The sequence below is a fragment of the Paenibacillus sp. FSL R5-0744 genome (assembly GCF_037972555.1).
Classification (GTDB): domain Bacteria; phylum Bacillota; class Bacilli; order Paenibacillales; family Paenibacillaceae; genus Paenibacillus_AQ.
On the sequence record NZ_CP150228.1, the window covers coordinates 5,931,143 to 5,946,354 of the forward strand.

A 15,212-nucleotide genomic window follows, 5' to 3' on the forward strand; every position below is an offset into this window, starting at 1 on the left:
TGAAAATTGGTTGCGGGGGCAGGATTTGAACCTGCGGCCTTCGGGTTATGAGCCCGACGAGCTACCGGGCTGCTCCACCCCGCGTCGTTCTTAAATGAATATGGTGGAGGCTGAGGGGATCGAACCCCCGACCCTCTGCTTGTAAGGCAGATGCTCTCCCAGCTGAGCTAAGCCTCCGTAAACAACAATTGTTATTGTACCAAAGTCCACTATGTAAAATCAAGTGAAAATTTGGTGACCCGTATGGGATTCGAACCCATGTTACCTCCGTGAAAGGGAGGTGTCTTAACCCCTTGACCAACGGGCCATACTAAGTAAAATTTGTGGCGGAGAGAGAGGGATTCGAACCCTCGAGACGCTTGTGGCGCCTACACGATTTCCAATCGTGCTCCTTCGGCCAAACTCGGACACCTCTCCATATGGCTCCCCGAACAGGACTCGAACCTGTGACAACTCGATTAACAGTCGAGTGCTCTACCAACTGAGCTATCAGGGAATATTCATACCAGGCTTGATGCCTGAAAACTGAATCCGAATTGAATTTGCATTTTAAGTATAGGATAAGCCCTCGACCGATTAGTATTGGTCAGCTCCATGCATTACTGCACTTCCACCTCCAACCTATCTACCTCGTCGTCTTCAAGGGGTCTTACTAATTGGGAAATCTCATCTTGAGGGGGGCTTCACGCTTAGATGCTTTCAGCGCTTATCCCGTCCGTACGTAGCTACCCAGCCATGCTTCTGGCGAAACAACTGGTGCACCAGCGGTACGTCCATCCCGGTCCTCTCGTACTAAGGACAGCTCCTCTCAAATTTCCTGCGCCCACGACAGATAGGGACCGAACTGTCTCACGACGTTCTGAACCCAGCTCGCGTACCGCTTTAATGGGCGAACAGCCCAACCCTTGGGACCTACTTCAGCCCCAGGATGCGATGAGCCGACATCGAGGTGCCAAACCTCCCCGTCGATGTGGACTCTTGGGGGAGATAAGCCTGTTATCCCCAGGGTAGCTTTTATCCGTTGAGCGATGGCCCTTCCATGCGGTACCACCGGATCACTAAGTCCGACTTTCGTCCCTGCTCGACTTGTAGGTCTCGCAGTCAAGCTCCCTTATGCCTTTGCACTCTTCGAATGATTTCCAACCATTCTGAGGGAACCTTGGAACGCCTCCGTTACTCTTTAGGAGGCGACCGCCCCAGTCAAACTGCCCGCCTGACACGGTCCCCGTACCCGGTTAGGGTACTAGGTTAGAACCTAGATACGATCAGGGTGGTATCCCAACGGCGCCTCCACCGAAGCTTGCGCTCCGATTTCTACGGCTCCCACCTATCCTGTACAGATCGTACCCAAATTCAATATCAAGCTGCAGTAAAGCTCCATGGGGTCTTTCCGTCTTGTCGCGGGTAACCTGCATCTTCACAGGTATTAAAATTTCACCGGATCTCTCGTTGAGACAGCGCCCAAGTCGTTACGCCATTCGTGCGGGTCAGAATTTACCTGACAAGGAATTTCGCTACCTTAGGACCGTTATAGTTACGGCCGCCGTTTACTGGGGCTTCGGTTCATAGCTTCGGGTTACCCCTAACCACTCCCCTTAACCTTCCAGCACCGGGCAGGCGTCAGCCCGTATACTTCGCCTTGCGGCTTCGCACAGACCTGTGTTTTTGCTAAACAGTCGCTTGGGCCTTTTCACTGCGGCCCCCTCGTGCTATTCACACTACCGGGGCACCCCTTCTCCCGAAGTTACGGGGTCATTTTGCCGAGTTCCTTAACGAGAGTTCTTCCGCGCGCCTTAGAATTCTCTTCTCGCCTACCTGTGTCGGTTTGCGGTACGGGCACCTTCTCCTGGCTAGAGGCTTTTCTTGGCAGTGTGAGATCATGACCTTCGCTACTGTAATTTTCGCTCCCCATCACAGCCCAGCCTTAATGATGTGCGGATTTGCCTACACATCAGCCTCACTGCTTAGACGGACATATCCATCAGTCCGCGTCACTACCCTCCTGCGTCACCCCATCGCTCATAGCGGATTACGGTGGTACAGTAATTTCAAACTGTTGTCCTTCGACTACGCCTTTCGGCCTCGCCTTAGGTCCCGACTTACCCTGAGCGGACGAGCCTTCCTCAGGAAACCTTGGGCTTTCGGCGGATCAGATTCTCACTGATCTTTTCGTTACTCATACCGGCATTCTCACTTGTATGCTGTCCAGCGCTCCTTACGGTACACCTTCAACCCACATACAACGCTCCCCTACCCCAGATACATACGTATCTAGCCATAGCTTCGGTGGTGTGTTTAGCCCCGTTACATTTTCGGCGCAGAGTCACTCGACCAGTGAGCTATTACGCACTCTTTCAATGGTGGCTGCTTCTAAGCCAACATCCTGGTTGTCTGTGCAACTCCACATCCTTTCCCACTTAACACACACTTGGGGACCTTAGCTGATGGTCTGGGCTGTTTCCCTTTTGACAATGGATCTTAGCACTCACTGTCTGACTCCCGGCAATAAGTATATGGCATTCGGAGTTTGACTGAGCTTGGTAATCCTTGCGGACCCCGCACCCAATCAGTGCTCTACCTCCACTACTCTTATACCGAGGCTAGCCCTAAAGCTATTTCGGGGAGAACCAGCTATCTCCGAGTTCGATTGGAATTTCTCCGCTACCCCCACCTCATCCCCGCATTTTTCAACATGCGTGGGTTCGGGCCTCCAGTGCGTGTTACCGCACCTTCACCCTGGACAGGGGTAGATCACACGGTTTCGGGTCTACGTCCACATACTAAGTCGCCCTATTCAGACTCGCTTTCGCTGCGGCTCCGTCTTCTCGACTTAACCTTGCATGTTAAACGTAACTCGCCGGTTCATTCTACAAAAGGCACGCCATCACCCATAGATCGGGCTCTGACTTTTTGTAAGCACACGGTTTCAGGTTCTATTTCACTCCCCTTCCGGGGTGCTTTTCACCTTTCCCTCACGGTACTGTTTCACTATCGGTCGCCAGGTAGTATTTAGCCTTAGCAGATGGTCCTGCTGGATTCATACGGGGTTTCACGTGCCCCGCACTACTCGGGATCCGTCTCGGAGAGAACACAGTTTAGGCTACAGGGCTTTTACCTCTATCGCGGGCCTTTCCAGACCTCTTCGCCTACCATATTCCTTTGTAACTCCATGTGAGACGTCCCACAACCCCTAAGAGCAAGCTCTTAGGTTTAGGCTGTTCCGCGTTCGCTCGCCGCTACTGACGGAATCACTATTGTTTTCTCTTCCTCAGGGTACTTAGATGTTTCAGTTCCCCTGGTCTGCCTCTACATCTCCTATGTGTTCAGAGATGAGTAACTGCGAATTACCACAGCTGGGTTTCCCCATTCGGACACCCCCGGATCAAAGCTTGCTTACAGCTCCCCGAGGCAGTTTCGTTGTTCGCCACGTCCTTCGTCGGCTCCTGGCGCCTAGGCATCCTCCGTGTGCTCTTATTAGCTTAACCTTGATTTTTCCGCAGGAAAATATCACATAATGACATTCTCTTTGGAATCATCTCACTAATAACATTTACTTGTTTGCACAAGTTGCTAAAAGATGTTCTAAAACGCAAATTCGTTTCGGTATCCAGTTTTCAAGGATCAAGTCTTACTTGAGAGCTTAAACTCTCAAAACTGAGCAACGAGTGAGTTGTGGAAGTTTAACTTCCGATTTGAATGTCTTCATTGCAGAAGACGATTCTCCATAGAAAGGAGGTGATCCAGCCGCACCTTCCGATACGGCTACCTTGTTACGACTTCACCCCAATCATCTACCCCACCTTCGGCGGCTGGCTCCCTTGCGGGTTACCCCACCGACTTCGGGTGTTGTAAACTCTCGTGGTGTGACGGGCGGTGTGTACAAGACCCGGGAACGTATTCACCGCGGCATGCTGATCCGCGATTACTAGCAATTCCGACTTCATGCAGGCGAGTTGCAGCCTGCAATCCGAACTGAGACCGGCTTTGATGGGATTGGCTTCACCTCGCGGTTTCGCTTCCCGTTGTACCGGCCATTGTAGTACGTGTGTAGCCCAGGTCATAAGGGGCATGATGATTTGACGTCATCCCCACCTTCCTCCGGTTTGTCACCGGCAGTCACTCTAGAGTGCCCAGCTTAACCTGCTGGCAACTAAAGTTAAGGGTTGCGCTCGTTGCGGGACTTAACCCAACATCTCACGACACGAGCTGACGACAACCATGCACCACCTGTCTCCTCTGTCCCGAAGGCCGCCACTATCTCTAGTGGATTCAGAGGGATGTCAAGACCTGGTAAGGTTCTTCGCGTTGCTTCGAATTAAACCACATACTCCACTGCTTGTGCGGGTCCCCGTCAATTCCTTTGAGTTTCAGTCTTGCGACCGTACTCCCCAGGCGGAGTGCTTACTGTGTTAACTTCGGCACCAAGGGTATCGAAACCCCTAACACCTAGCACTCATCGTTTACGGCGTGGACTACCAGGGTATCTAATCCTGTTTGCTCCCCACGCTTTCGCGCCTCAGCGTCAGTTACAGCCCAGAAAGTCGCCTTCGCCACTGGTGTTCCTCCACATATCTACGCATTTCACCGCTACACGTGGAATTCCACTTTCCTCTTCTGTACTCAAGTCACCCAGTTTCCAGTGCGACCTCAGGTTGAGCCCAAGGTTTAAACACCAGACTTAAATGACCGCCTGCGCGCGCTTTACGCCCAATAATTCCGGACAACGCTTGCCCCCTACGTATTACCGCGGCTGCTGGCACGTAGTTAGCCGGGGCTTTCTTCTCAGGTACCGTCACTCCGATAGCAGTTACTCTACCGGACGTTCTTCCCTGGCAACAGAGCTTTACGATCCGAAAACCTTCATCACTCACGCGGCGTTGCTCCGTCAGACTTTCGTCCATTGCGGAAGATTCCCTACTGCTGCCTCCCGTAGGAGTCTGGGCCGTGTCTCAGTCCCAGTGTGGCCGTTCACCCTCTCAGGTCGGCTACGCATCGTCGCCTTGGTGGGCCGTTACCCCACCAACTAGCTAATGCGCCGCAGGCCCATCCCTCAGTGACAGATTGCTCCGTCTTTCATTCTTTCTTCAGGAGAAAAAAGAAATTATCCGGTATTAGCTACCGTTTCCGGTAGTTATCCCAGTCTAAGGGGCAGGTTGCCTACGTGTTACTCACCCGTCCGCCGCTAAGTTACTTTGAAAGCAAGCTTTCAAAGTAACTCCGCTCGACTTGCATGTATTAGGCACGCCGCCAGCGTTCGTCCTGAGCCAGGATCAAACTCTCCAATTAGTATTGAAAAGAGCGATATGCTCATTTTGAAACATCTGACGAGAAAATTAATTCTCTAATTTTGGATTTCACTTTCGTGATTCCCTACTCACTCGTTGTTCAGTTTTCAAAGATCAAGCTGTTTATTTCGTCGTTGTGTTGTTCAGCAGCGACCTTTATAATATATCACAGCGTCCTCGTTTTAGTCAACCTTTTTTTTAATTTCTTTTTTCGGTTGTCTTTCGAATGTTTTCGAAAGCACATCTCTGTGTCAGAGGGACGAGTTATAATTTAACACATGAACTAGGAAAGAGTCAACCATAAATTTATTAGAATAAATATGAGCGCATCATAATAGCGAGCAAACAAAAAAGAGAGTGCTCAGCCTCTCCCTATCCCTACTTATTTTATCTATAGATTACCGGCAAATCCTGCATCTAATTTCTTATCTATAAGGTATATCGGATCGCATGACCCTCTCCCCCATGACCGTCAGCCCATAAAGTAATCTCACGGATTAGCGAACGAGAAACAAGTTTTCGTAAAACTAGGGGCAACTCAGCCTCTAATTGACACAGGCCAGAATGCTGTAGTAATTCTTTTATACTCCATGCTTCCTTACGGCTATTCAGAATATTGAAAAGCAATGCACAACAATCCGTCATTTTGGACATGATCCCAAATTCACATGCTAGAAGAACAAGCTCTACTCTTTGCTCTAAGGTCTCCGTGCTGATGGTTAGTTCCTCATATAGTTTATGGACCGAAGTGTTCATACTTTTAACCTGCTCCCAAACAGCCGGCTCTGGAAATGAACCAGATTCACTCACTTCTATTCTTGCCCAATGATATAGAGCCATCAATACACAGTTATATGCATCCATAATGTAGCCAGCTTCTATATACCGTTTAGATTTCACATACAAATGCAAGAATCGTGCAAACTCCATGAACTCAACTCGTTCCTTAAGAGGCCCTTCAAATTGTAAAATCTCCCGGCGCATATCCCCTAGTATTCCTTTGGGATCCCAGATCACTTCCCCAATCATCAAACTAGTAAGGAGCTCGTTATTATCTCCCGCCATGACAGCCCGCTCCAAAGCGGAAAGGCCAATATGGACTGACTGGGTCCGTGTGTCACCGGCAATGGTGTGGCGAACAATATGTTCTAAATCCTGTTCCTCATGTAAAACTAACACAACCATATCAAAATCGTGAAGTAGCGCGCTTTGAAAAGGAGTACTCCCTTTCTGCCGCAAAGCGACAGCTCCTAAAACATTTTCTTCAAACGTTTCTCCACTCAACAAAGTTACATTGGATAATTCCATGCTTCCCTCCATTAAATTTGGCGAATTTGCGTCCAGTCAGTTATAATTCAGTTATAATAATTATTCTACATATGAAAGACAGTTCCTTCTGGACAACCCAACTATATTTAGTTAGGAGCAAACACTCATGAAGTTTAAAACGGCTAAGATCAACGCTTTTCGCACATGGGGATTACTGCTCACAATGCTCGGAATGGGACTTATGGTTTTGGGTACAGCAGGCATCGTATTCTGGGGATCGACTGGGAAAGTATTCGCTGGAATCGGACTTGTAATCGGTTTAATTTCCATGATGGCAAGTCTTGCGATCTATTTCTGGGCTGGCATGCTCTCAACGAGTGCAGTTCAGCTAGAGTGCCCTGAGTGTCACAAGCTGACCAAGATGCTCGGTAAAACAGACCGCTGTATGTTCTGCCACACCATTCTTACTATGGATCGGGCTGAGGCTACTATTACTGCAGATCAGCTTGAGCATCAGCAACTAAACCACTAAACACACCTTACAGAGGCTCATTACTAACTAGTTAAAATGCACTCAAATATCTGTTAATACAACAAAGAGGCCCCCGATATGGGAGCCTCTTTGTTTGTTATAAATGAAATTATGATTACTTATGAATCTCTTGTAATGCTTCCCATGCTGATGGATTGCTAAAACTGCGATTCCATGATCCGATGCCTCCAAGCCCCATGGACTTAGCAAGCTCAACTCTTGATTTTAAGCTAACCTTATCTTCTATCCATATTTTCTTAAGAGCGCCATCTTCCTTGTACTCTACGTAATTCTGCCCAGCAGCCTTATCAAATGTAGGAGTTAGCTTCTTCTCTTTGATAATTTTTTCAACGGCATTCATACTAACGGATTTGGAGCTTACCTTTGTCTTGCCATCTACTTGAGCCTCTGTCCAGATGCGGGTGTACAATGGGATCCCCAAAATCACCTTCTCAGGCGGCACATTGTCTTCCTTTATGATCCGGCTTATTGAATTCTCTACCCAAGGTAAGGAGGCAACAGAGCCCGCGATAGGGCTAGCTGCCCAATGTTCATCATAAGCCATCACGATTAGATAATCGACTAATGTCCCAAGAGCCTTACGATCAAGGAATGCTGACCACATCTCGCTATTGGATTTAGGTGTCACGTCTATGGAGACGATTAGATTCTTAGCCTGAGCCATCGGTTTTAGCTCTCTCATAAATTGAGTGACATTCTCTCCGTCTTTCGTATACACATTCTCAAAATCGATATTAATTCCATCCAAATTGTATAAATCCGAATATTCTAAGATCTGTACGATTGCATTCATCCGTTTCTCATAGCTGGACAATGCCTCAGTAGTCATGTCTGGATCGAAGCTATTGCTAAGCAACCCCCATACCTCTAACCCGCGCCCATGCGCCCACTGCACATACGCACTGTCGGCCTGACTGCGCACATTGCCATCACCATCTATAATACTAAACCAGGTTGGGCTAGCCACGTTAACGCCTGGTAGCTCACCGAAGGTTTCTGGGTTAGGTTTGCGTTGGTAAACAGCCTCCCAATACAAATTCACTGACTTCCCTTTCCAGTTACGTTCAGCGCGTGTTGGCGTGGATTTTTTCGGTTCCACTGTCTTTTGACCATCCCGAACAATGTCACTTGCCTTGGCATAACCTGCATACCCGCTGCTTAATTGTACAAACAGCCAGTCCTTATTTTCTTCATTCCAAATATTCACGACTGCCCCAGGAGACATATCCGCAACTATAGGTGCGTGGATGGATGCCTCATTTCGTAGAGCTACTGACTTGTCGCCTTTTTCACCTTTAACTTTTCCTAGCGAGACAGATTCTCCTGCCGTCATTAGTAGTATTGCTCCGGTATTCGTATCCTCCTGTATTTCAAACCCATATAGATCTTCTAATACATCCGCAGGAAGGTAGGTCACTTTCTCCTTTACTTCAGGCGCTAACCGCAGCTGCAGCGGACGATTGTTCAGACTAGCATCGGTTTTATCCTCCTGCATGTAAAGGAGCTCACTATCCGTTGATAGGATGACCGATTTCGTCTTCTCTTCATAACGAATGGAAGGATCCACATACTCTTGCAACAATGGTAATGGTAATAGCATGCTATCTCCAGTCCCCGAGGCAGAATAACCTGTATGCTCTCCTTTTACAAAGATGGGGTGCGCTTGAGCTTTCCAATCTACATCTATGTGCTGACGATTTGGCAATACATAAAACACTACCCAATATGCTGCTGCTACAATGATTAAAAGTCCAAATAACCGCCTAAAAAAACCTCCGCGCTTTTTGACGCGCCTCTGTCCCAGTCTTCTGTCCAAAATATATCCTCCAGATAATAATATGATTTTTAGTAGAGTCTAACATTACGATTATAACATCCACTTGGTTTCGTATAACCAGTAGAAAATAGTCATTTATCCTACAAATTGTTATATTCAAGAAGAAATGACGTTGTCGTTCTTATATTTGTAAAAAAATAAAAACGTGAGTCCTCCGCTTTCGGATTTCGCACGTTTAGTGATAACTTGGTAGATCGCCTTGATACCGTTCTATTCTAGTCTTAATGCTGCTTCTCTCTACAACTTTTGCAAAATCCATGCAGCTCCATACGCAATCCTGTAATCTTAAAGCCTGTAGCTTGCTCAGCATGCAGCTCTACATCCCTAAGCGAAGGATAACTGAAATCCTCAATCTTACCGCATTTCTGACATATAACATGATAATGATCAGACACATTGGCATCAAAACGGCTGGAGCTATCCCCATAGGTCAACTCACGAACCATGCCAGCTTCCATAAACATCTTGAGATTATTATATACGGTTGCCACGCTCATGCTCGGAAATTTAGGCTCTAATGCCCGATATATATCGTCAGCTGTAGGATGATTCATTGCTTCCATCAAATACGTAAGAATCGCATGACGCTGGGGCGTTATACGGACACCTGTTGTTTTTAATTGTTCCAATGCATGTTGTACGCCACTCCCCATGACTGTCACCGCCTTTTAAATTTAAAAATAAAAGAAATATTTCTTATAATTGTAAGACTGGGTTTTCAATCTTGTCAACGAAGTCGATACATTATATTCATTATTATATAAGAAAAATTACTTTTTTCAATAACCTCTCACATTTAAGTTGCTGTTTCCCTCAACCTGAATCTTGAACTCACCTGTGCCCACTTCACCAGATATCTTCTTCTTATCAATGGTTAAGGTAGGTAAATCTGAAATAATATCGCCATATCCACTTGAGCCATTCAACTTATAGTTCCCTAACTGCGGCAAATACAATTGAATATCGCCAACTGCACTATAAATGTCCCAGTCTCCTCCAATTTCATGTGAACGAACATCAATGATGCCATTCAAGGATTCTGCATGCAGCTTCGATCTGGCTCCATCAATCTCTAAATTACCATTTTTGCTAGAAATATCGATCTCGGCTTCATTCCCGGTTGCACCGATATTGCCAACTGCCGTTGATAATTTCAAGGCTCCTGTGACATTCCAAGCATTCATATTGCCACCGCTCGTTGATAAATCAACGCTGCCCTGGACGGATCTCGCACGCACAGCTCCATTCAGTGTTTTCCCTTTCACATTACCAAAGATACGATGAAGAATAAGTTCTCCATTTCCCGTTTCCAGCGAAATATCTTCGATCGCCTCTATGTTCTGCAGGGTGATCCCACCATTCATAGTGCGAACATCTAGGTTAAAACGGCGGTCTTCCGGCAAAGAAATGTCCAAATCCATTCGCGGCTGACGCTTACCTGATTCTCCGTACGCCTTGCTGTTTGAAGTGATTTTTATAGTTGGTCCTTCAACAACATCCACAAAGGACTGTTCCGAAATGGCCTCAGCCATCGGACCTTCCAATTGATCTACCCAAACTGTAGTAGTAATTTGAATATTATCTACGGGAGCCCGGTGCAATAAAATATCTCCATTAATACCATCAACGGATATTTTGGCTGTATTTAGCTTCACTGGAACAATAAGCGGAGCCTTCTGAAATTTACTTCCCTTCGCCTCGCCATAGTCGACTGCAGCTGCTGTAAGGTTGAGACTCACATTTTTCCACAGATATAAGTAATGTTCTTGTTCGGCAACGATAAACACACTCGCAGCGAGCAATATAGCAGATAAAAGGCCGCGTAAATCCAATCTGATTCTTGTTCCCTTTTGTACAGAGCCTGAACGACCAGAGAAGAAATACATGAACAGGAACTCAATCCCCCATAACACTGGGATGACCGGCCACCACTTCAAAAGTAAAAGCATATAATCCGACCCATCTCTCCAATCCAGAAACAACGGGATGGAAATAGCAATAAGCAAGACCGATGCCGTACATCTTCCTACACGCCGGTTTTGAGACTCATTTTTCTTGCGCGAAACGATTCCTCTGACGATTTCCCTCGCTCCTACATATATACCACCACATAATAAAACTGCAGACACGGCCACTTCGGAGTAATGCTCAATAAAAAATTGCAGCCATGCTGGCTTTTGGCGAAACAGAATGAGAAGCGCTCCCCCTAAAAGAAGTAGAAATCCAAAGGATACGCCAGGTTCACTGACGATACTACGACGCTTAGGAGGTGTAGTTATTTTTGCCACAGGATCATCAAGCTCTTGATCTTCAGGGTAACGGAGAATCTTGTCCGCTGATTGCAGTACATCATACACATTATAGAAATATATCGCCGGAATAATCAGTGCAAGTAAAATAAGCAACGGAACATTAATCTGCATTCCAATGGATGAGAAATAAATTAAAGCTGAGATATCCAATAGTATCATGAAGATAAAGGTAATTCCTTTGCGGAGAAGCCCAAAGTATAAGTGCCCAGTTCCTGGGATGAGAGCTGCCAATAGTCCAGCGATAAATTTGCGTTTGCGGCGGCGCCGTTTTGGACGTGGAGGGATTATCTTCTTCTGAATCTCACTCTCCGTAGTCTCAAGATCGGCTGAACCCCGCTGCTCTTCCTGCGCTGAGAGTATTGCAGAATCATTTGTCATATCTCGGCTCCTCCTTTCGTAAACATGGGTCTGTGTATATGCTTCTTCAAAGTGAACCACTCCGATAAAAATCAATCAATTCCACACCGGGAGCAACTTCCTGCGATCCCATAGGTACAAAACCATGCTTGCTGTACAAAGAAACGGCAGGCAGGTTTAGCTTCCCCGTAGATACGATGTATTGCTCCATCCCTGAAAAATGTTCAAATACATATTCCAAGAGACAACTTGCAATACCTCTGCGAAAAAAGTCCGGTCCCACCATCATCCGCGTAATCGTGAGTTTGCCCGGGGATTCTTCTTCTATAGCAATAGCACCCATCAGTTCTTCATCTTCATCAAAGCAGCCGTAAAAATCCTCTTTAGAGCGGCTGAGCATCTCTCTCGTCTCCATAAGCGGTGGGATCTCACGAAACCCTATTAACTCCGCTTCTAGCCGGTAGGCCTTATGCTGGAGGCTCCATAGTTCATTAACGGTACTATCATCCTGGAGGTTTAGCTTAATAATTGTATTCATCCCTACTAGTCCCCTTATATGCCGCTAAGGGCCTGCCGTTGCCGACAAGCCCTTAGCTTATTACATAAGTATATTACCCCAAGTATAAACAACGTTATCGACTACTAAAGACGATAATCGTTTTAATTGCTCAATACCTCGATCAGAAGTTTATTCGCAAGACCTGGATTTGCCTTACCTTTACTTTCTTTCATAACTTGTCCTACGAGGAAACCGATGGCTTTCTGTTTACCTGCTTTATAATCTTCCACTGATTGTGGATTGGCAGCTACGACAGCTTCCACAATTCCTTTAATGGCACCTTCATCGCTGATTTGTACCAGACCTTTTTCCTCAACGATTGCAGCAGGCAATTTACCGCTCTCTAGCATTTCTTTAAATACCGTTTTAGCGATCTTGCTGCTGATGGTTCCACCTGCAATGAGGCCGATCATTTCCCCGAGCCCTTGCGGCGTAATTTTGACCTGAGACAATTCCAGGTTATTACTGTTCAAATAAGCAAGCAGATCACCCATGATCCAGTTAGCTACAGCCTTGGCATCCTGCGTATAAGTAAGGCATCCTTCGAAAAAGTCCGCTAGCGGTTTAGAGGAAGTGATCACGCCAGCATCATAAGCTGTAAGACCCAGTTCTTCACTGTAGCGAGCTTGCCTTGCATCCGGTAGTTCCGGGATCGTCGAACGAATGGATTCTTTCCAGGCATCGTCAATATGCAGCACGATCAGATCTGGATCTGGGAAATAACGATAATCGTGCGCTTCTTCTTTTCCACGCATAGATAAAGTTTTACCTTGGGCTTCATCCCAGCGGCGAGTCTCTTGTACAACTACTCCACCATCATCCAGGATCTCAGCCTGACGATATTGTTCATACTCCAGTCCACGCAGCACACCGCGGAAGGAGTTCATGTTCTTAAGCTCTGCTCTAATACCGAATTCCTCTTGTCCTTCTGGACGTAGACTGATGTTCGCGTCACAGCGCATCGATCCCTCTTCCATCTTGACATCGGATACGTCGCAGTATTGCATAATGGCACGGATTTTCTCCAGATAAGCACGAGCTTCCTCTGGCGAGCGCAAGTCTGGCTCAGATACGATTTCGATAAGCGGTGTTCCCACCCGGTTGAAATCGACGAGCGACGCAAAACCGCCATCTACGTGCGTAAGCTTACCCGCATCCTCTTCCAAATGAAGACGAGTAATACCAATCCGTTTCGTTTCTCCATTCACTTCAATGTCGATCCAGCCGTTCAAACCAATAGGTTGATCGAACTGCGAAATCTGATAAGCTTTCGGTGAATCCGGGTAAAAATAGTTCTTGCGGTCGAATTTACTAACATCACCAATGGTACAATTTAGCGCCATCGCTGCTTTCATAGCGTAATCTACCGCTTGTTTGTTAAGAACTGGCAATACGCCGGGGTGACCCAGGCAGACAGGACAGGTATGCGTGTTAGGCGGGGCTCCAAATTCAGTGGAGCATCCGCAAAAGATTTTGGAGTTGGTATGAAGCTCTACGTGAACTTCTAAGCCGATGACCGTTTCGTATTTAGACATAAGTAATCCCATTCCCTCCTTTACTACAGCTGTGGACGCTGCTTGTGATGATCAGTATTTTGTTCAAAAGCGTGAGCAACACGCAGAATCGTACTCTCGTCAAATTCTTTACCGATAATTTGCAAACCTACTGGCATACCTTCCGCAAAGCCACAAGGAACACTAACAGCAGGAATACCCGCCAAGCTCACAGGAATCGTGAGAATATCGTTCAGATACATGGTCAGCGGATCCTCCGTCTGTGAACCTAATTTGAATGCTGTCGTAGGCGCTGTAGGCCCGATGACCACATCATATTTTTTAAAGATGTCATCAAAGTCCTGTTTAATCAAAGTACGCACTTTTTGTGCTTTTAAATAATAAGCATCGTAATACCCGGAGCTAAGCGCATAAGTCCCTAGCATAATACGACGTTTGACTTCAGGGCCAAAGCCGCGACTGCGGGAATTAAGATATAGATCAAGCAATCCTCCGCCTTCATCTACACGTGCACCATAACGCACACCGTCAAAACGCGCGAGGTTAGATGAAGCTTCCGAAGAGGACAGCAAATAATAAGCTGCTACTGCGTATTCCGTATGTGGTAACGAAACTTCCTCCCAGACAGCACCCATTCCTTCCAGCACCTTAAGTGCGGACAAGACTGTCTCACGCACAGAAGCATCGACACCTGCTCCCAAGTATTCCTTAGGTACAGCAATGCGAAGTCCGGAAACATCACCAGTCAGAGAACTCAAATAATCAGGAATTTCTACTTTAGCTGAAGTAGAGTCCTGGGCATCATAACCAGCAATCGCTTGAAGCACATATGCAGAATCCTCTACATTACGTGTTAATGGTCCAATCTGATCGAGTGAGGAAGCAAAGGCTACCAGTCCATAACGTGATACAAGACCATAAGTAGGTTTGAGACCTACAACACCACAATAGGAAGCAGGCTGGCGGATGGAACCCCCAGTATCCGAACCTAGTGAGAAGAACACTTCGCCTGCAGCTACTGCTGCAGCAGATCCGCCACTGGAACCGCCGGGCACACGCTCTAAATCCCAAGGATTGCGTACAGGACCAAAGCTTGAATTCTCATTAGATCCACCCATTGCGAATTCATCCATATTCAATTTACCGATCGTTACGGCATCTGCCTGCTGCAGTTTAGAAGCCACAGTAGCGTTATAAATCGGCTGGAAATCTTTCAAAAATTGGCTGGCACAGGTCGTGCGTAGTCCCTTAGTTACAATATTATCCTTAATTCCGGCAGGAAGACCAAACAGCAATCCACGTGCTGCTCCAGATGCCAGTTTGTCGTCCAAAGCGCGTGCGGTGCTACGAGCGCCCTCCTCGTTCAAGGTCAAAAATGCATTTACTTTCTTATCCCGCTCAGCGATAATCGCCAGCGATTCTTCAGTCAGTTCACTGACCGATACTTCTTTAGCAGTTAACATGCGATGTACTTCAGGCAATCGATTTTGAAACAGGCTCAAGATTCTTCCCCCTTTCTAATTATG

General features: G+C 46.8%; 8 protein-coding genes, 5 tRNA genes and 2 rRNA genes. 1 reads left to right on the top strand and 14 read right to left on the bottom strand.

Going from position 1 to position 15,212, the window contains the following annotated elements:
* Positions 1-7: 7 nt before the first annotated feature.
* From MKY19_RS26165 to MKY19_RS26200, 8 genes are all read right to left on the bottom strand, one after another.
* Positions 8-84 (bottom strand) — tRNA-Met (locus MKY19_RS26165).
* A gap of 17 nt (positions 85-101) precedes the next feature.
* A tRNA-Val gene (locus tag MKY19_RS26170) sits at positions 102-177 on the bottom strand.
* A gap of 55 nt (positions 178-232) precedes the next feature.
* Positions 233-307 (bottom strand) — tRNA-Glu (locus MKY19_RS26175).
* A 17-nt stretch (positions 308-324) separates the two neighbouring features.
* Positions 325-417: transfer RNA gene (locus MKY19_RS26180), tRNA-Ser, on the bottom strand.
* Positions 418-420: 3 nt separating this feature from the next.
* Positions 421-496, bottom strand: a tRNA-Asn gene (locus tag MKY19_RS26185).
* Positions 497-556: 60 nt separating this feature from the next.
* Positions 557-3,485, bottom strand: a 23S ribosomal RNA gene (locus tag MKY19_RS26190).
* Positions 3,486-3,728: 243 nt separating this feature from the next.
* Positions 3,729-5,286 (bottom strand): 16S ribosomal RNA (locus MKY19_RS26195).
* Together the 16S and 23S rRNA genes with 5 tRNA genes alongside form the textbook arrangement of a ribosomal RNA operon.
* A 428-nt stretch (positions 5,287-5,714) precedes the next feature.
* Positions 5,715-6,593 (bottom strand): nucleotidyltransferase-like protein, encoded by an 879-nt coding sequence (locus tag MKY19_RS26200; protein WP_042191792.1) that lies wholly within the window; start codon positions 6,591-6,593, stop codon positions 5,715-5,717.
* Positions 6,594-6,720: 127 nt separating this feature from the next.
* Between MKY19_RS26200 and MKY19_RS26205 the strand changes: the two genes are divergently transcribed.
* The gene (locus tag MKY19_RS26205; RefSeq protein WP_076285462.1) at positions 6,721-7,086 is read left to right on the top strand and encodes a DUF2614 family zinc ribbon-containing protein; all 366 of its coding nucleotides are present in this window, start codon (positions 6,721-6,723) and stop codon (positions 7,084-7,086) included.
* A gap of 115 nt (positions 7,087-7,201) precedes the next feature.
* Here the strand turns inward: MKY19_RS26205 and MKY19_RS26210 are convergent, their stop codons facing one another.
* From MKY19_RS26210 to gatA, 6 genes are all read right to left on the bottom strand, one after another.
* Positions 7,202-8,923 carry a glycosyl hydrolase family 18 protein gene (locus MKY19_RS26210; RefSeq protein ID WP_339798599.1) on the bottom strand — a complete coding sequence of 574 codons (1,722 nt, stop codon included), beginning with the start codon at positions 8,921-8,923 and terminating at the stop codon, positions 7,202-7,204.
* Between the two features lie 242 nt (positions 8,924-9,165).
* A complete protein-coding gene (locus MKY19_RS26215) occupies positions 9,166-9,597 on the bottom strand; it encodes a Fur family transcriptional regulator (RefSeq protein ID WP_042191799.1) in 432 nt (143 codons plus the stop codon).
* 126 nt (positions 9,598-9,723) lie between these two features.
* The gene (locus MKY19_RS26220; RefSeq protein ID WP_339798601.1) at positions 9,724-11,634 is read right to left on the bottom strand and encodes a DUF4097 family beta strand repeat-containing protein; all 1,911 of its coding nucleotides are present in this window, start codon (positions 11,632-11,634) and stop codon (positions 9,724-9,726) included.
* Between the two features lie 46 nt (positions 11,635-11,680).
* Positions 11,681-12,151 (bottom strand): GNAT family N-acetyltransferase, encoded by a 471-nt coding sequence (locus tag MKY19_RS26225; RefSeq protein WP_339243492.1) that lies wholly within the window; start codon positions 12,149-12,151, stop codon positions 11,681-11,683.
* A gap of 122 nt (positions 12,152-12,273) precedes the next feature.
* On the bottom strand, positions 12,274-13,707 hold the full coding sequence (gene gatB / locus MKY19_RS26230) for an Asp-tRNA(Asn)/Glu-tRNA(Gln) amidotransferase subunit GatB (protein ID WP_179086742.1): 1,434 nt from the start codon (positions 13,705-13,707) through the stop codon (positions 12,274-12,276).
* A gap of 23 nt (positions 13,708-13,730) precedes the next feature.
* Positions 13,731-15,188 carry an Asp-tRNA(Asn)/Glu-tRNA(Gln) amidotransferase subunit GatA gene (gatA, locus tag MKY19_RS26235; protein ID WP_042191806.1) on the bottom strand — a complete coding sequence of 486 codons (1,458 nt, stop codon included), beginning with the start codon at positions 15,186-15,188 and terminating at the stop codon, positions 13,731-13,733.
* Positions 15,189-15,212: the final 24 nt, after the last annotated feature.